Genomic DNA, 15,407 nt, shown 5'->3' on the forward strand with positions numbered 1-15,407 from the left:
CTCGCTCATCTTCTTCACCCGCGCGGCAGCGTCGTTCTCACCCCGCACGTGTCGTACTCCAGGTAGTCGACACCCCGAGACGCGAACGTTTGCGCGTCGAGTTCTTCGTGGTCGCGCGAGCCGGGCATCGAGCTGCCGAAGATCAGCGCGCCGGTGCCGCTGCGCAGCCCGGACTTCAGCCCGTTGGCGTGCGCGTACGCGATGAGCCCGGGGCAGGTCGGCTCCAGCCGCGCGACTACGAGATCCCCATCGGCGGGGTCGCGGACAAGATCCCCAGGGTAAACCGGCACAAAGGAAAAAACGCCGCCCCCGGACGAGTGGCCGGGGGCGGCGCGGGGTGGGTGATTTGCCCGCTCTCAGCAGGTGATCGCGGCGTCCGCCCAGTCGGCGTGGTCGGAGTCGGTGGTGTCCCCGCCGTCGGTGACGACGAGGTCGAGCACCTGGACGCCGGCCAGGTTCGCCGCGAGCTGCTGCGCGGGCAGGCCCGCCGTCATGACCCCGGTCTTGGCGAGCTCCTTGCCGTCGCCGAGGACCTGGAACGCGACGCTGCCCTTGGCCTTCTCGTCGTCGTGACCGACCGACGCGCCGAACGCCGTGCAGCCGCCGCCGAGGTAGAACCGGACGCGGGACGGCGCGTGCACGCCGAGGCCGTCGTCGTAGGTCACGCCGCCGATGGTGATCCGGTGCCCGTCACCGGCTTTGGACTCGCCGTTGCTCGTGCCGCGTTCGACCGGGCCGTAACCGTTCTCCGCGGAGAGCCACGTCGCCTTCGACAGCGGTGTCACGCCGTTCGCCGGTCGGGACACGATCGGCGCGCCGCCCTCGGCCGTCAGAGAGCGCTTACCCCAGGCCGTCCAGTAGTTCGCCGTCGCGGCCAGGGCCACGCGGTCGCCGACCGGGTTGTCCGGCCGGACAGTCCAGGTTTTCCGCCAGGACCGTCCGGGCGCCACTGCCGGGACGAGGGCATCGCCGCGGCTGTCGAGCTTCCAGCCGGCCGGCGCGGTCAGCTTCACCTGCGCGGCGACGAGCGGGGTGCTGCCGTCGTTGATCAGTTCGAGTGTCGCGGTGAATGGCTTGGCGACGTCGGCGAAGTCGGGCGTCTGCACGGTGAGCGTCGACAGCGGGGCCGCGTTCGGGAACTTCGCGGGCCAGACCCGGAAAACGGCGGCGCCGTGGCTCGGCACCGACGCCCGGAGCGTGCCGGTGGACTCGGTTTCGGCGCCGGACCACAGGTCGCGGACGCGGTAGTCGCGGGCCTTGCCGAGGCCGAGTTCGGCCGTGGTGGCGGACATCGGCGCCGCGGTCAGGCCGCGGTTGAAGAGCACGACCGCCGCCGAGCCGTCCGACATCGGCTTGGTCCAGACCTCGGTGTCGCCGTCGTCGCGCAGCCGGTAGCCCTGCTTGCCCGCCCAGTCCTGGTCGAGCGCGACGATGTCCTTGTTCTCCAGGATCTGTTTCGTGGTGCCGGACATCGAACGCAGGTCGTTGCCGGCGAGCAGCGGCGCGTTCATCAAGGCCCACAACGCGAAGTGCGCCTGGTACTCGGTGGTCGTCATCTTGCCGTTGCCGACCTCCAGCATGTCCGGGTCGTTCCAGCCACCGGGACCCGAGTACCCGGCCAGCGGGACCTGCTTGTCGAGGATCCCGGTCATGCTGCTCCAGCTGTCGCTGATGTCGCCGGTGGTGCGCCAGAGCTGCGCGCCGGCGTCCTTGCCCCAGAGCCACGGCTGGTTCTCGCCCCATTCGCAGAGCGCGTAGAGGATCGGGCGGCCGGTCTTCTTGATCGCTTCGCCCATCTTCGTGTAGCGCTCGATCGCCGGGCGGCTCTGGTTGTTGCAGTTGTCGTACTTGAGGTAGTCGACACCCCAGTCGGCGAACGTCTGGGCGTCGACGTCTTCGTGGTCGAGGCCGCCGGGCATGCTCTTCTGGCAGGTCAGCGTGCCGGCGCTGGTGTAGATGCCGAGCTTGAGCCCGCGGTCGTGGACGTAGTCGGCCAGCGCCTTGATGCCGCTGGGGAAGCGCGCGTGATTGGCCTCGAGCTTGCCGTCGGCGGTGCGGTTCTGTTCGGCCCAGCAGTCGTCGATGTTGACGTACTGGTAGCCCGCGGCTTGCAGGCCCGAGCTGACCATCGCGTCCGCCGTCTCGCGGATGAGCTCTTCGTTGATGTCGCAGTGGAACTTGTTCCAGCTGTTCCAGCCCATGGGCGGGCGTTGGCCGAGCTGTGGAGCTGTTTCAGTGGCTTGAGCGGGTGGGGGAGAAGCGACCGCGGCGGCCACGACGGCGGCCGCGAGCCCGACAAGAAGACGCATGATCCCTCCAGGAGTGCGCAACTCTGCACAAACTCACTCAACAACAAACACCATGGAGAGGTCGGATGTCTACGGCCGTTAGGAGGAACACCTTGCGGAAATCCGGGCCGTGGGAGAGAAAGGGCCGTGACTTCGATGCCTGCTGACCACGACGGTTTCCGCCCGCTGGACGGGATCAAGGTCGTCGACCTGTCCCGCATCCTCGCCGGCCCGTACTGCACGCAGTACCTCGGTGAGTTGGGGGCGGACGTGGTGAAGGTCGAGCCGCCCGGTCACGGCGACGACACCCGCGGCTGGGGGCCGCCGTTCGTCGGCGAGAGCGACGAAGCCGTGTACTACCTCGCGGCGAACCGGAACAAGCGCGGGATCGTGCTCGACCTCAAGAGTGACCGTGGCCGCGAAGCCCTCCGACGTCTGGTAGTCGACGCGGACGTGCTCGTCGAGAACTTCCGCCCGGGGACGCTGGAGAAGTGGGGGCTCGGGTATGCGGAGTTGGCGGAGCTGAACCCGCGGCTGATCCACGTGTCGATCACCGGGTTCGGGCAGACCGGGCCGTACCGCGACCGCGCGGGCTACGACCTGGTGGCCCAAGCCCTCGGCGGCGTGATGTCGCTGACCGGCGAGCCCGACGGCGCGCCGGCCAAGGTCGGGCTGCCGGTGGCGGACCTGAACGCGGGGACGTGGGCGATCATCGCGGTGCTGATGGCGTTGCAGGCGCGGCACACGACCGGGCGCGGCCAGTACCTCGACGTGTCCCTTTTGGACAGTCAGCTGGCGTGGCACGTGTACGCGGCGGGCGCTGTGTTTTACGACGCGCCACGCCCGCGCCGGATGGGGTCGGCGCACCCGAGCATCGTCCCGTACCAGGCGTACCACGTTTCGGACGGGTGGCTGATCATCGCGGTGGGCAGCGAAAAGCTGTGGCACGCGTTCTGTGGGGCGCTCGGTTTGGATCTCGCTTCGGACTCGCGGTTTTCGTCGAACGCTCTTCGGGCCGCTCACCGTGGCGAGCTGAATGCGCTTGTGGAGCCGGTGTTGCGGACGCGCACGGCGGCGGACTGGATGAAGTCCTTCGACGCGGCAGGGATCCCGGCGGCTCCGATCAACGAGATCGACGACGTGTACGCGGATCCGTGGACAGCGGCGCGCGACCAGGTCGTCCGGTTGCCTCATCCGACGGTGGGGACGTATCTGGGAACGGGGTTCCCGGTGAAGGCGTCGGACACTCCGGCGCGGCCGACTTCGGCGCCGCCGACCTTGGGGCAGCACACTTCGGAGGTGCTGGCGGAGCTGGGGTATTCGGCGGAGGAGATCGCGGAGTTCTTGGACTGATCGGCCAGTCCGGTGCCGCGAAGTGTGCACCTTGGAGTGTTCGCGCTCGCGGCTCCGCCCTGGTAGGGATGGGGGAGGACTGAGGAGGACCGATGTCAGCACAGCACGCCCTTTGGCACCCGTTCGCCGACATGGGGGCGGTCGAGCACGACCGGATGGTCATCACCCGCGGTGAGGGCTCTTACGTCTGGGACGACGCCGGCCGCCGGTACTTCGATGCCACCGCGTCGCTCTGGTACGCGAACTTCGGGCACGGGCGCCCCGAGATCACCGAGGCCGTCACCAAGCAGCTTCGGACGCTCGACTCGTACAACCTGTTCGGCTACAACGCGAACGAGCCGGCGATCGAGCTGGCCGACCGCGTCGCCGCGCTGGCGCCGACGCCGGGGTCGAAGGTCTTCTTCGGCTCGGGCGGCGGAGACGTCATCGACACCGCCGTGAAGCTCGCGCGGGCGTACTTCGCGCAGACCGGGCGGCCGGAAAAGACGCACGTCATCGGCCGCGCGCAGGGGTATCACGGCACGCACGGCTTCGGCACGGCCGTCGGCGGCATCCCGGCCAACGCGGCCGGCGTCGGGCCGCAGCCCCCGGAATTCTCGCACGTCCCGTTCGACAGCGCTCCGGCGCTGGAGGCCGAGATTTCCCGCGTGGGCGCGTCCCGGGTCGCGGCGTTCTTCTGCGAGCCGGTGATCGGCGCGGGCGGCGTGCTGCTCCCGCCGGACGGCTACCTCGAGGAGGTGGCCGCGATCTGCCGCCGCCACGACGTGCTGTTCGTCGCGGACTGCGTGATCGCGGCGTGGGGCCGGCTCGGGACGTGGTTCGGCATCGACCGCTGGGCGGTGCAGCCGGACATGATCACGACGGCGAAGGGCATCACCGGCGGCACGATCCCGCTGGGCGCGCTGGTGGTGGCCCCGCGGGTGGCGGAGCCGTTCTTCACGGGAGCGCCGGGCGCCCCGATCTTCCGCCACGGCGCGACGTACGCGGGTCACCCGGTGGCCTGCGCGGCCGGCTTGGCGACCCTGGACATCTACGAGCGCGACGGGTTGATCCCCCGCGGCCGCGAGCTGGAGAAACCCCTGGCCGACGCGGTGTCCGGGGTCCTCGACCACTCGCTGGTCGCGGAAGTCCGGGCGGGCCTGGGCTTCCTCGCGGCGGTCGAGCTGACGGCGGAGGTCATGGACGCCGACCCGGGCGCACCGGTCAAGCTGCAGCGCGCGTGCCGGGACGAGGGTGTGATCGTGCGGAACCTCGGGCGGGGTGTCGCGGTGTCGCCGCCGCTGATCGCGGGGGAGACGGAGCTGGACTTGCTGGCCACGGCGCTGCCGAAGGCCTTGGACCGGCTGGCGGCGCAGAGCTGAGGTCCGGGCGCGCGTCGGCCGGCTCACGCCAACGTCGCGAATGACTCATTCGGGGCTTCGGAGGTCGCGAATGAGTCATTCGCGACGTTCCGGTGGGTCGCCTGGCCGGCGGCTGGTCCCACGCCGACGTCATGAACGACTCTTTCCTGTCCTCCGACGGCAGGAAAGAGTCGTTCATGACGTTCGAGCGCCCGACGATTCGCGTGACCGGAGCCGGGACTCGCGTGATCGGGGCCGGAACTCGCGTGACTGGACCCGGAACTCGTCGCTGAGCCGAGCCGGCCGCCCTCACGAGATGCAGAACTCGTTGCCCTCCGGGTCCGCCATCGTCACCCAGCTGTGTGGCCCTTGCCGCCCGCGCCACAGGAACTTCGCTCCGCGGGACTGAAGCTTCTCCAGCGCGGCCTCGACGTTGTCCGCGCCGACCCACACGTCGATGTGGAGGCGGTTCTTCACCGTCTTCGGTTCCGGGACTTCCTGGAACAGGATCCGTTTCGGTGGACCCTCCGGTGGGGAGTCCGGGTGACGGATCGCCGCCCCGGTGCGCCACACCAGCGCCCCCTGGTACGTCCGGGTTTCCTCCTCCTTCGCGTACCCCTTCGCGATCATCTCGCGGATGAAGTCCTCGTCGGTCGGTTCCACGGGCCAGCCGAGGGTCTCGGCCCACCAGCCGGCGAGCACGTGCGGGTCGGCCGTGTCCACCACTACCTGGAAGTCATGCGCCATACGGGCACGTTAACGACCGAGTCCGACATTTTCCGGAGCATCGAGTCCTCGGGCACGACCGTGAAGCGCCACTTGTCGACGCCGCCGCCCATGATCTCGGCGTAGCGGCGAGCGCCGTCGGCGTTGGCGAACCGCACCTGCTGGCCGTTCGTCAGGTGGGTGATCTTGACCGCCATGACAACCTCCGAAGTCTGTGGGCCGGCCCAGGAGCTTCCCCCTCCGAGGCCGGCGAGCACAGTAGAACACATGTTCGACCGGGTGCGCCAGTGGATCCCCCGCGCAGGTGAGAACGCCAGGTCAGAGCGGTCGGACCATCGCCACGCGCGGCCAGGCGTCCAGGCCGCGGGCCGCCTCCGCGCGGCGGATCGCCCGCAGCCCGTCGCCGGTTTCCGCGTCCGCCAGGACCCGGAATCCCAGCCGCTCGTAGTAGGGCGCGTTCCACGGCACGGCGGTGAACGTCGTGAGCGTCAGCGCCGGCAACCCGCGAGAAGCCGCCCACTCGGCGAGCGTCTCGATCAGCGCGCCGCCGAGCCCGCGTCGCGCGTGCGAGGGCCGCACCGAGACCTGCTCGACGTGCGCGTCGCCGTCGACGACCTCGGCGATGAGGTACGCCACCGGCCGGTCGCCGTCGTCCACGCTCACCCACGCGCGGCCGGCGGACTGGTACACCGCCAGTTCCGCCACCGAACCCGGGTCGTCGTCGGCGATCGCGGCCATGTCGAGGGCGCGGAAGAGGTCGCCCGCCTCGCGTTCGATGTCGATCAACGCGGGCAGGTCGCCGGGACGCGCGAGCCGGATCACGAACGCATTCGTACGCGCCCGACCGGGATTTTCACAGCGAATAAGACGAAATCGTCCGCTGGATGCGGGTCGCGTACCCCTGCAGGGCGGTGATCGCGGTGCGCCGGGCCTCGTCGGTGATCCGCGCGGCCGGTCCGGCCAGGCTCAGCACGGTCGGCCGCCGTCCGTAGGTGGGCACCGGCACCGAACACGCCCAGACACCTTCGTCGATTTCCCCGGAGCTGACCGAAAACCGGTTCTCCAGCGCGTGCTTGAGCTCGTCGCGCACGATCGCGCCCCGCTGCTCGACGATCGGCGCCAGCCGCCGGTCGCGCTCGATCTCCGGCAGCAGCGCGAGCAGCATCTTCCCCGACGCGCCGAGGCCGAGCGGCAGCGAATGCCCCGGCTCGAACGTGAACCGCATGGCGCGGTCGCACTCGACGCGGTCCGCGCACACGGCGGCGTCGCCGAACTGCTGGAAGAGCATCACCGTCTCGCCGAGTTCCCGCGCGGCTTCCTCCATCGACGGCTTCGCCAGCCGCACGAGGTCGTTCGCCAGCTGCGCGGCACGCGCGAGCGGCATCACCTGGCTGGTGAGGTGGTAGTGCCCGGCCCGGCCCTCCTCGAGCAGCTGCAGCTCCTTGAGCAGCGCCACGTAGCGGTAGGTCGTCGCGACCGGGGTGCCGATCGTCGCGGCGAGCTCGGCGACGCTGGCCTCCCAGCGGCTCTCGGAAAAGGCGAGGAGCAGCTGCAGGACCTTCCGGGAACTGCTGGCGCCGGGGGTGCGGCGCGGGGCGGTGGTGGCGGAACCGTCAACGGCACTGGCGGCACTGACGGCAGGCGTCATCATGACCTCTCGGTGGGACAAAAACGACCTTCGCTATCACGCGGGGTGAATAAATTAGCACGTAGTGTTAAACGAAGGCCAGCATTCCGCCATCGCGCAATAATCGCGGGTCAGAGCGTGAGGAACTCGCCGGGTTTCGTCACCACCGGTGACTCGACGTAGAGGCCGCGGTACTCGTCCTGGATCCCGGAGTTGTGCACCTGCAGTGCGAGCGGGCCGACGCGCCCGGCGGTCTTGTCGGTGAACCGCAGCACTTCGACGCCCGGGCACGTCACGGCCGTCCCGGTGAGCGGGCAGCAGGCCATCCGGGCCACGCCGGTGGCCGCGTCCCCGATCAGCTCGCACTGGGCCCACTTCTTGATGTCGATGGTGGTGTGCGGCAGCTGGGTGAACAGTTTGCCGCCGCCGTCGTTGTGGCCGGGCCGGTAGTCCCAGTGACCGCCGTTCGGCGGCTGGAACTGGATGGCGCTCAGCGCGTCGCGGATCGGGTCGGTCGTGCCCCAGATCAGCGCGGTCGGTTTGTGGTTGCCCTTCACCTGCCGGACATTGAATATCCACCGAAACGTGCCGACCTGAGTTTTGTTGTAGTACAACCAGCCGCGCGCGGTGCCATTGCCGTGGATGACGCCGTTCTTCGCCGACCACAGGCCGGCTTTCGACGACGTCCAGGCGCTCAACCCGGTGCCGTCGAACATCGGCACCAGATTCGGGTCACCGTAAGGGTTGTCCGCCGCCTGCGCGGCGGGGGCGAACCCCGAGGCCACGACGATCCCCGCGGCCAGCACGCCAAAGAGCTTCCGGAACATCCTGCCGTCCTCTCGACGAATGCGATGGGCATTGCGTTCGGACGGCGGATTTCACGCTACGAGCGGCGCGGGTGAGGCGTCAACCGCGGTCCCGCTGATCGGTCAAGAACGGCGTCAGCAGACCGGGAACCGCCTGGTCCGCGAGCGCGAGCCCGTCGGCCTCGCCGATGTCGAGCACGCGGTAGTGGCCCTTGCCCGCGGCGACCGGTGCGATCACCGTGACCAGCCCGGCCCGGCGCTGGAAGTACGAGCGTTCGACGACGACGCCGGTCATGCCGTCGCAGCGGACCGCCGCGGTGCCGCGGTCGAGCGAACCCGAACGCGTCACCAGGTAGCGGCCGGTGAAGGCGTGCCCGAGGCCGCGGTAGCGGTCCCAGCCGACCAGTGCGGCGAACGGCAGCAGCACGAGCGCGACCTGCCACGGCCAGTCCGGCCAGTCGGCGAGCCGCGCCAGGGCGTACAGCGCCGCGGCGAGCAGCAGGACACCGAAGACGGCCCGGGAGAGCCGCCGGTACAACGCCCGGCGCGGGTGGCGCGTCAGCGGTGTCGCCGACGGGTCTTCGCCGAGGACCTCCGCGACGACCTCGTGCGCTTTCGCGAGGGGCGCCGGCGGCAGCAGCAGGCCGCCGCCCTTGTCCGCGCCCTTGCCTTCGCGCAGGCCGCCGGCGATGGCGACGCAGCGGGCGCCCCCGGCCAGCCGCAGCGGCAGCGGCTCGCGGATTTCCACGCCCCGCAGGCGGTCCTCCTCGATCGACACCGAGCGCGTCGTGATCAGGCCGCGGCGGATGTGCAGCGTGCCGGCGGGTTCGCGGGTGAGCCGGAAGTTCCAGAACGACAGCACGTACCCGCCGATCGACAGCAGCGAGACGAGCACCAGCAGCCCGGCGGCGGCCAGCACCAGGCTCACCCACGTCGGGGTGTCGGCGAAGTGCCCGACGACCGTCTGGACCAGCGAGAACTGGATCGGGTCGAAGTGCAGTTCGTGCGCGAAGTGGTAGACGGTGCCGACGGCGGCGCCGACCACCGCCAGCCCGGACAGCGTGAACGGCGCGTACCGCAGCCACTTCTTGTCGACGGCGGCCACCAGCTGCTCCGGCGGCGCGGCGGCCTCTTCGGAGGAGGCCACGGCCTTACGGTGTAAGAGCAGTGTCCGCAGCCGCTGCGCTTCGGCGATCGTGACGGCGTCGAGGACGAGCTCGTCCTTGCCCGGGCCCTTGCCGTGCGAATGCCGCCCGGTGCCGATCCGCGCCGCGGCCAGCGAGAACAGGCGGTGCTTCGGCTCGGAGGTGACGTCGACCGTGCGGATCCGGTCGCGGGGGATGGCCCGCTGCTTGCGCAGCAGCAGCCCGGTGTGCCATTCCACCTGCGTCTCGGTGATCCGGTAGCGCGAGGTCAGCACGTGCGAGACGCCGGTGAACACGGCGATCGCGGTGAAGACGAGCCCGATCCACTGCCACGGCTCGCCGTGGCCGACGAGCAGCGCGCCCAGCAGCACCGGCAGCGACCGCACCAGGTCCAGCACCGGCCGGATGAGCAGCATGCGCCGGTCGAGGCGGTGCCACGGCGCCTCCGGCGTGCCTTCGGCGGGCGGCGTCACGGCGGCTTCGGCGGCCGGGGAGAGGGCGTCGGCGGGGGTCATGTCGCGTCGCCCCGGACCGGCTGCGTGGTCTTCGTGAGCTCGTCGGCCAGCTCCAGCGCGCGGACGTGCGTCAGGCCCGCGATGCGCAGCGGGCCGGCCGCGGACGCCGTCGTCACGGTGATCTTCGCCAGCCCGAAGAGCTGCTCGAAGGGGTCGCGCTCGATGTCGACGGTCTGGATCCGCGACACCGGGGCGATCCGCCACTCCTGCTTCAGCCAGCCGGCCTGCGTGTAGACGGCCTCGCCGGTGACCTCCCAGCGGTGCACGCGGTAGCGCCACTGCGGCATCACGATGAGGTGCAGCGGGGCGAGCACGCACGAGATCACCAGCGTGACGTCGAGGAACGCCGGCGCGTCGTCGCTGGTCACGACGATGGCGATCTGCACCCCGAGCAGCACGATCCAGAGGATCGCGGCGGTCGCCGTCCAGTAGCCGATGGCCCGGCGGCTGACCTGGTGCGCGGGCGGCCGGAGCCGCAACGCCGCTGTGTTCGTGCTGTGTTCGCTCACAGGTCAAGCGTGCCCGATCGGCGCCTTGCGTGCCCACGACAAGTGTCACGATGGCGATTCGGTCCGTCTTCGATCGCATGCCGTTACGATCGGCCACACCGTCGGAGGAATGGATTGGCCGCCGGGGTGTGTTGTGCTTGAAGGATTCACGTGGCTGTGACAACCGGGGCTCCGCCCCGGGCCGGGGGCTCCGCCACCCGGACCCCCAAGAAAAGGTGAGCAGGAGGACCCGGTGGGACTCGATCCCGACGACCTGTACGAGGTGGACTCGGACGTCCCCGACCTGACCGGAGCGGTGCTGATGCACCACTTCGAAGGGTTCATGGACGCCGGTTCGGCGGGCCGTCTGCTGGCCGAGCACCTGCTCGGCGGTGAGCACCGGGTGGTCGCGCGCTTCGACGTCGACCGGCTCATCGACTACCGCTCGCGCCGCCCGACGATGACTTACGCCGTAGACCACTGGGAGGACTACGACGCGCCGGAGCTGGTCGTCCACCTGCTGCACGACGCCGACGACACGCCGTTCCTGCTGCTGTCCGGCCCGGAGCCCGACCACGACTGGGAGCGGTTCTGCCGCGCGGTCCGGAACCTGATCGAACGCTGGGGCGTCCGGCTCACCGCCGGGTTCCACGGCATCCCGATGGGCGCGCCGCACACCCGCCCGCTCGGCGTCACCGCGCACGCGACCCGCAAGGACCTGGTCGGCGAGCACCAGCCGCTGCCGAACCGGCTGCAGGTGCCGGGCAGCCTGGCCGCGCTGCTGGAGTACCGGCTCGGCGAGTGGGGCCACGACGCCGTCGGGTTCGCCGCGCACGTGCCGCACTACCTGGCGCAGTCGACGTACCCGGCCTCGTCGCTGGTCGTGCTCGACGCGCTGGGCCGCTCGACCGGGCTGAGCCTGGCCGAGGGCGAGCTGCGCGCGGCGGCGGACCTCGCCGACGCCGAGATCAACCGCCAGGTCGCGGAGTCCGACGAGGTCGCCGAGGTCGTCCGCGCGCTGGAGCGGCAGTACGACACGTTCATCGAGGCGTCGGAGCGGGGTTCGCTGCTCGCGGAGTCGGTCGAGCACATGCCGACCGCGGAGGAACTCGGGTCCCAGTTCGAGCGGTTCCTGGCCGAGCAGAACGGCGGCGACGGCCCGGAGCGCTGATGACGCGCTACGACGAGATCGGCGTCGGCTACGCGCTGGGGAGGCGCACCGACCCGCGCTGGCTGACGCCGGTGCTCGACGCACTCGGTGACGCGGGTTCCGTGCTCGACGTCGGTTCCGGGACGGGGTCGTACGAGCCACCGGACCGGCACGTCGTCGCGGTCGAGCCGTCGGCGGAGATGATCCGGCAACGGCGTCCCGACGCCGCCCCGGTGGTGCGCGCGGTCGCCGAGGCGCTGCCGTTCGCCGACGGCGCGTTCGACGCCGCGTCGGCGGTGTTGACCGTGCACCACTGGCGGGACTGGCGCGCGGGTGTCGCCGAACTGCGCCGGGTCGCGCGGCGTCAGGTCGTCTTGGCCTACGACACCGCGCTGCACAACGACTTCTGGCTCGTGCGGGAGTACGTGCCGGAGATCGCTTCGCTGGAGTCTTCCCGTCCGTCGGCGCCGGAGATCGCGGATTTCCTGGGCGCGGCTTCGGTCGTCGAGCTGCCGGTGCCGTGGGACTTCACGGACGGCGTCTTCCCGGCGTACTGGCGCCGGCCGGAGGCGTACCTGGACCCGGCGGTGCGGCAGTCGTGCTCGGCGCTCGCGCAGACGTCGTCCGCGGCGGTCGAGCGGGGAATGGCCCGGCTGCGCGCCGATCTGGAGTCGGGCCGCTGGCACGAGGAGCACGCGGAGCTGCTGGGCCGGACGGAGTGGGACGCGGGGTTCCGGCTCATGGTGGCGGGCAGCGACCTCGGCGACTCCCTCGGCGGTTCTTAGCGGTCGAGCTCGACCGCTCACGCGCAGCAGCTACTCCTTGCCGGTGCCGAAGCAGCTGTTGCACTTCTTCGTCCCGTTGCACGATGGACACTTTCCACCTTGCATTTTACCCGTACCGGCGCATGACAGGCACTTCTTGGTTCCTTTGCAAAGACCGCATTGAGCCATTGTCTTCTCCTGGTTTCCGGTGCGGATAGAGCGATCCGCACATGAGATTCGGTAACCCCCTGTCGGGGGGCCAAGTCGGTAAGCATGCTTGCAGTGTTACGGATCCAATCATGATCGCCGAAACAACTATCTCACTGTAACCCGATGCCCGCATTCGAGTGAGAGTTCTCAGCTGGCTGTAACCGACGCATCGTCGCGAACGATGATGAGCTTCATCGGCAGTGCCCCTACGAGCGAGTGTTGCGCCACTCAGCTCCATCTGCAGTTACCGGAGAATTTGATGGCAACCTGGAAAGACATCAACCGGCTCGTCGACCTGATGGGAGGCAGCCACCTGAGCGACACGATGGACCAAGTGGTTGTTTCCGGAAGCGAGCCGGACCGCAAGCAGAAAATCTTCATTGCCTACGAGGTGATGAAGCCGGACTTCGAGTTCGTAAAAGTAATGTCGGCGTTCGCCATGGTTGACCTGGTCAACGTCGAGGCGGTCGTGCGACGAGTCGGCCGGCTTCAGGTCGGGTGCGTGTCGTACCAGTACGTCTACGAGAACGGCAGAGAAGTCGACGGGTTCGTTACTCTCGCCTCGACGACGCCGCTTGCGTCACTCGATCTCACCGACGGGCAAGCGCACTTCGGCATCTACCTGAACGTATTCGGACGGGCAGCAGACACCCTCGAAGCAGAGTTCGCCGAGCCTGGACGGCCGGACTTCTTCTAGCCGCCGGCGCCTCCAGTAGAGTCGACAACCGCCAAACCCACCCGCTCCGGGTCGTGCGGTGAGCTGAGGTACCGTCCCGAGATGAACGACACGAAAAACCGTTCCCCCGCAACGAAAACCTTGAGGCGCACCCTGGGTAAGGCCCTGTTCCGGCTGGCCTCGAAAGTGGACGACCCGTACACCGATCAGCTGAACCGGATGACCGCCGAGCTCCGCGAGGAGATCGTCCGTCAGAGTGATCGAGTCCTCGATCGGGTGGTGGAGTTCGAGATCCGCAGCCGCCGCGACATCGTCTACGCCGGCGATCAGGACGCCGCGCTGGAGAGCAATGTCTTCGCCCGGGAGAACCTGGTCGGGGCCCGGCACTTCGGCCGTCCGAAGGAGACTCTCGAGTACGCGCTTTCCCTGGCGCCGCAAGGCGGGATGGCGCTGGAGTTCGGCGTCGCGTCCGGCAACACGCTGCGGACGATCGCCGGCGCCCGCGGCGGCCGGGAGGTCTACGGCTTCGACTCCTTCGACGGGCTGCCCGAGGCGTGGCTCAACGGCATGCCCGCCGGCGCCTTCGCCCGCGACGACCTGCCGGACGTCCCGGGCGCCGAACTGGTCGTCGGCCTCTTCGCCGACAGTCTCCCGGGCTTCCTCGCGACGCACGAAAAGCACGTCGACTTCCTGCACGTCGACGGGGACCTCTACAGCTCCGCCAAGACCGTGCTCGACCTGTGCGGGCCGCGGCTGCGCGCGGGCAGCATCGTGCACTTCGACGAGTTCTTCAACTTCCCCGGCTGGAAGCGGCACGAGTACCGCGCCTGGACGGAGTACGTCGACCGCACCGGCGTCGAGTTCGAGTACGTCGCCTACACCTACAGCGACAACCAGGTGACGGTGAAGATCACGAAGCCGTAGGCGGCCCGTCGAGGATCTCGCGCAGTTCCAGCGTGCCGACCTCGGCCCACGGGTGCCGCGAAGCGACCTCGACGGCCGTCGAACGGTCCGCGCACTCGAGGATGTTGTAGCCGCCGATCTGCTCCTTGGTCTCGGCGAACGGGCCGTCGGTCAGCAGCACTTCGCCGTCGCGCACCCGGATCGTCTTCGCCTCGGCGGGCGGGTGCAGGCCCGTGCCGCCTTGTCGGACGCCGCGCCGTTCGGCCTCGGCGGCCCATTCGTGGCAGCGCCGCGCCATTTCCGGGCCGGACGCCGCCGCGGCGTTTTCGTCACCGCACAACAGGAGCAGGTATCGCACGGCGCCAGCATGCCACGCGGGCTCAGCCGTGGCAGCCTCCTTCGTTCAGCGGGCCGAACGACGGCAGGATCAGCCCGCACAGGTAGCCGTCGATCCACCGGCCGTTCCCCGCGATGTTCACGCCGAGCCGGACCAGGGGCGCGAACCCCTTGATGCCGGCGGCGAGCGCGTCCTGGTTGCGCTGCAGCATCGACGTCAGCTGGTCGAGCTGGGTCAGCAGCGGGCCGAGCTGCGCGTCGTTGTCGCCGATCAGCCCGGACAGCTCGGTGGCGAGCCGCCGCGAGCCGTCGAGCAGGGAGCTGATCGCCTGCTCACGGTCGCTCACCTCGGCCAGCAGCTGGTTCCCGTCGTCCAGGAGCTGCCGCACGGCGGCGTCGCGGTCGACGAGCGTCTGCGAGACAACCCGCGTGTTGCCCAGAAGGGTGGCGAGCTGGTGGTCGCGCGTGGCGAGCGTGTCCGACAGCCGCGACAGCCCGGTGAGCGCGGTGCGGACGCTCTGCGGCGTGTTCGCGAGCGTCGCCGAAAGCGTGTCGAAGCTCTTCGCCAGCTGGGTGGTGTCGATCCTGTCCACAGTGGATGACAGCTCGCCGAACGCCGTTAGTACGTCGTAAGGCACGGTCGTGCGTGACCGCGGGATCGGCTTGCCGGGGTCGAGTGTCCCGTCGCCCCGCGGATCGAGCGCGAGGTACTTCTGGCCCAGGACGGTTTTCAACCGGATCGCCGCGGCCGTCGTGTCGCCGAGCCACGCGCCCTTGACCCGGAAGGAAACCAGGACGCGGTCGCCGCGCAGCCCGACGTCCGAGACGCGGCCGACCTCGACGCCGGCGATGCGGACGTCGTTGCCTGCGAACAGGCCGGCCGCTTCGCTGAACTCGGCGGAGTAGGTGGTGCCGTCGCCGATGACGGGCAAGGAGCGCGCGTTGAGCGCCGTCAGCACGCCCAGACCCAGGACGGTCAGGCCGATGAGCGCCGTCCTGACCGGGACGTCGGCGGCCCGGCGTATTGACATGGCGTCAAGAGTGACGCACACCACGCCGGGTCGCCAGCCGAGTCCCCCG

At 69.8% G+C, this 15,407-nt stretch carries 17 protein-coding genes; 6 read left to right on the forward strand and 11 right to left on the reverse strand.

The annotated features are described in order from the left end of the window. Positions 1 to 14: 14 nt before the first annotated feature. Positions 15 to 290: a hypothetical protein gene (locus AB0N03_RS00660; protein WP_364363155.1), complete on the reverse strand. Its 276-nt coding sequence runs from the start codon at positions 288 to 290 to the stop codon at positions 15 to 17. Positions 291 to 356: 66 nt separating this feature from the next. Then, positions 357 to 2,309 (reverse strand): NPCBM/NEW2 domain-containing protein, encoded by a 1,953-nt coding sequence (locus tag AB0N03_RS00665; RefSeq protein WP_364363158.1) that lies wholly within the window; start codon positions 2,307 to 2,309, stop codon positions 357 to 359. Between the two features lie 135 nt (positions 2,310 to 2,444). Between AB0N03_RS00665 and AB0N03_RS00670 the strand changes: the two genes are divergently transcribed. After that, positions 2,445 to 3,641 (forward strand): CoA transferase, encoded by a 1,197-nt coding sequence (locus tag AB0N03_RS00670; protein WP_364363161.1) that lies wholly within the window; start codon positions 2,445 to 2,447, stop codon positions 3,639 to 3,641. A gap of 92 nt (positions 3,642 to 3,733) precedes the next feature. Continuing rightward, a complete protein-coding gene (locus AB0N03_RS00675; RefSeq protein ID WP_364363164.1) occupies positions 3,734 to 5,002 on the forward strand; it encodes an aspartate aminotransferase family protein in 1,269 nt (422 codons plus the stop codon). Between the two features lie 288 nt (positions 5,003 to 5,290). On the opposite strand, the gene AB0N03_RS00680 is transcribed toward AB0N03_RS00675, so the two are convergent. The 7 genes from AB0N03_RS00680 to AB0N03_RS00710 form a co-directional block, all read right to left on the reverse strand. Beyond that, the gene (locus AB0N03_RS00680) at positions 5,291 to 5,707 is read right to left on the reverse strand and encodes a VOC family protein (protein WP_364364224.1); all 417 of its coding nucleotides are present in this window, start codon (positions 5,705 to 5,707) and stop codon (positions 5,291 to 5,293) included. Next, positions 5,707 to 5,904 (reverse strand): hypothetical protein, encoded by a 198-nt coding sequence (locus AB0N03_RS00685; RefSeq protein WP_364363167.1) that lies wholly within the window; start codon positions 5,902 to 5,904, stop codon positions 5,707 to 5,709. The genes AB0N03_RS00680 and AB0N03_RS00685 overlap by 1 nt, the downstream gene beginning before the upstream one ends. 121 nt (positions 5,905 to 6,025) lie before the next feature. Further along, positions 6,026 to 6,529: a GNAT family N-acetyltransferase gene (locus AB0N03_RS00690; protein ID WP_364363170.1), complete on the reverse strand. Its 504-nt coding sequence runs from the start codon at positions 6,527 to 6,529 to the stop codon at positions 6,026 to 6,028. 31 nt (positions 6,530 to 6,560) lie between these two features. After that, on the reverse strand, positions 6,561 to 7,355 hold the full coding sequence (locus AB0N03_RS00695; protein WP_364364226.1) for a helix-turn-helix domain-containing protein: 795 nt from the start codon (positions 7,353 to 7,355) through the stop codon (positions 6,561 to 6,563). A 110-nt stretch (positions 7,356 to 7,465) separates the two neighbouring features. After that, on the reverse strand, positions 7,466 to 8,161 hold the full coding sequence (locus AB0N03_RS00700) for a family 16 glycoside hydrolase (RefSeq protein ID WP_364363173.1): 696 nt from the start codon (positions 8,159 to 8,161) through the stop codon (positions 7,466 to 7,468). A 79-nt stretch (positions 8,162 to 8,240) separates the two neighbouring features. Then, positions 8,241 to 9,800 (reverse strand): PH domain-containing protein, encoded by a 1,560-nt coding sequence (locus AB0N03_RS00705; protein ID WP_364363176.1) that lies wholly within the window; start codon positions 9,798 to 9,800, stop codon positions 8,241 to 8,243. Further along, positions 9,797 to 10,309, reverse strand: a complete 513-nt coding sequence (locus AB0N03_RS00710) for a PH domain-containing protein (RefSeq protein ID WP_364363179.1) — start codon at positions 10,307 to 10,309, stop codon at positions 9,797 to 9,799. The genes AB0N03_RS00705 and AB0N03_RS00710 overlap by 4 nt, the downstream gene beginning before the upstream one ends. A gap of 232 nt (positions 10,310 to 10,541) precedes the next feature. Between AB0N03_RS00710 and AB0N03_RS00715 the strand changes: the two genes are divergently transcribed. The 4 genes from AB0N03_RS00715 (at position 10,542) to AB0N03_RS00730 (ending at position 14,012) form a co-directional block, all read left to right on the forward strand. Further along, complete coding sequence (locus AB0N03_RS00715) at positions 10,542 to 11,459, forward strand: PAC2 family protein (protein ID WP_364363182.1); 918 nt, start codon at positions 10,542 to 10,544, stop codon at positions 11,457 to 11,459. Continuing rightward, the gene (locus AB0N03_RS00720) at positions 11,459 to 12,223 is read left to right on the forward strand and encodes a class I SAM-dependent methyltransferase (protein WP_364363185.1); all 765 of its coding nucleotides are present in this window, start codon (positions 11,459 to 11,461) and stop codon (positions 12,221 to 12,223) included. The genes AB0N03_RS00715 and AB0N03_RS00720 overlap by 1 nt, the downstream gene beginning before the upstream one ends. Before the next feature lie 370 nt (positions 12,224 to 12,593). Continuing rightward, on the forward strand, positions 12,594 to 13,109 hold the full coding sequence (locus AB0N03_RS00725) for a hypothetical protein (RefSeq protein ID WP_364363188.1): 516 nt from the start codon (positions 12,594 to 12,596) through the stop codon (positions 13,107 to 13,109). An 81-nt stretch (positions 13,110 to 13,190) separates the two neighbouring features. After that, on the forward strand, positions 13,191 to 14,012 hold the full coding sequence (locus AB0N03_RS00730) for a class I SAM-dependent methyltransferase (protein ID WP_364363191.1): 822 nt from the start codon (positions 13,191 to 13,193) through the stop codon (positions 14,010 to 14,012). Here the strand turns inward: AB0N03_RS00730 and AB0N03_RS00735 are convergent. Together AB0N03_RS00735 and AB0N03_RS00740 are read right to left on the reverse strand one after the other, a co-directional pair. Next, positions 13,999 to 14,349: a YciI family protein gene (locus AB0N03_RS00735; RefSeq protein WP_364363194.1), complete on the reverse strand. Its 351-nt coding sequence runs from the start codon at positions 14,347 to 14,349 to the stop codon at positions 13,999 to 14,001. The genes AB0N03_RS00730 and AB0N03_RS00735 overlap by 14 nt on opposite strands. A 22-nt stretch (positions 14,350 to 14,371) precedes the next feature. Continuing rightward, positions 14,372 to 15,358 (reverse strand): MCE family protein, encoded by a 987-nt coding sequence (locus AB0N03_RS00740; protein WP_364363197.1) that lies wholly within the window; start codon positions 15,356 to 15,358, stop codon positions 14,372 to 14,374. Positions 15,359 to 15,407: the final 49 nt, after the last annotated feature.

Origin of the sequence: Amycolatopsis sp. NPDC051061, assembly GCF_040682935.1 — a bacterium.
Classification (GTDB): domain Bacteria; phylum Actinomycetota; class Actinomycetes; order Mycobacteriales; family Pseudonocardiaceae; genus Amycolatopsis.

Coding starts and splice junctions, on each gene's coding strand:
- AB0N03_RS00720 (WP_364363185.1), top strand. CDS start 11,459: ATGACGCGCTACGACGAGATCGGCGTCGGCTACGCGCTGGGGAGGCGC.
- AB0N03_RS00670 (WP_364363161.1), top strand. CDS start 2,445: ATGCCTGCTGACCACGACGGTTTCCGCCCGCTGGACGGGATCAAGGTC.
- AB0N03_RS00705 (WP_364363176.1), bottom strand. CDS start 9,800: ATGACCCCCGCCGACGCCCTCTCCCCGGCCGCCGAAGCCGCCGTGACG.
- AB0N03_RS00685 (WP_364363167.1), bottom strand. CDS start 5,904: ATGGCGGTCAAGATCACCCACCTGACGAACGGCCAGCAGGTGCGGTTC.
- AB0N03_RS00695 (WP_364364226.1), bottom strand. CDS start 7,355: ATGACGCCTGCCGTCAGTGCCGCCAGTGCCGTTGACGGTTCCGCCACC.
- AB0N03_RS00740 (WP_364363197.1), bottom strand. CDS start 15,358: ATGTCAATACGCCGGGCCGCCGACGTCCCGGTCAGGACGGCGCTCATC.
- AB0N03_RS00730 (WP_364363191.1), top strand. CDS start 13,191: ATGAACGACACGAAAAACCGTTCCCCCGCAACGAAAACCTTGAGGCGC.
- AB0N03_RS00675 (WP_364363164.1), top strand. CDS start 3,734: ATGTCAGCACAGCACGCCCTTTGGCACCCGTTCGCCGACATGGGGGCG.
- AB0N03_RS00665 (WP_364363158.1), bottom strand. CDS start 2,309: ATGCGTCTTCTTGTCGGGCTCGCGGCCGCCGTCGTGGCCGCCGCGGTC.
- AB0N03_RS00725 (WP_364363188.1), top strand. CDS start 12,594: ATGATGAGCTTCATCGGCAGTGCCCCTACGAGCGAGTGTTGCGCCACT.
- AB0N03_RS00700 (WP_364363173.1), bottom strand. CDS start 8,161: ATGTTCCGGAAGCTCTTTGGCGTGCTGGCCGCGGGGATCGTCGTGGCC.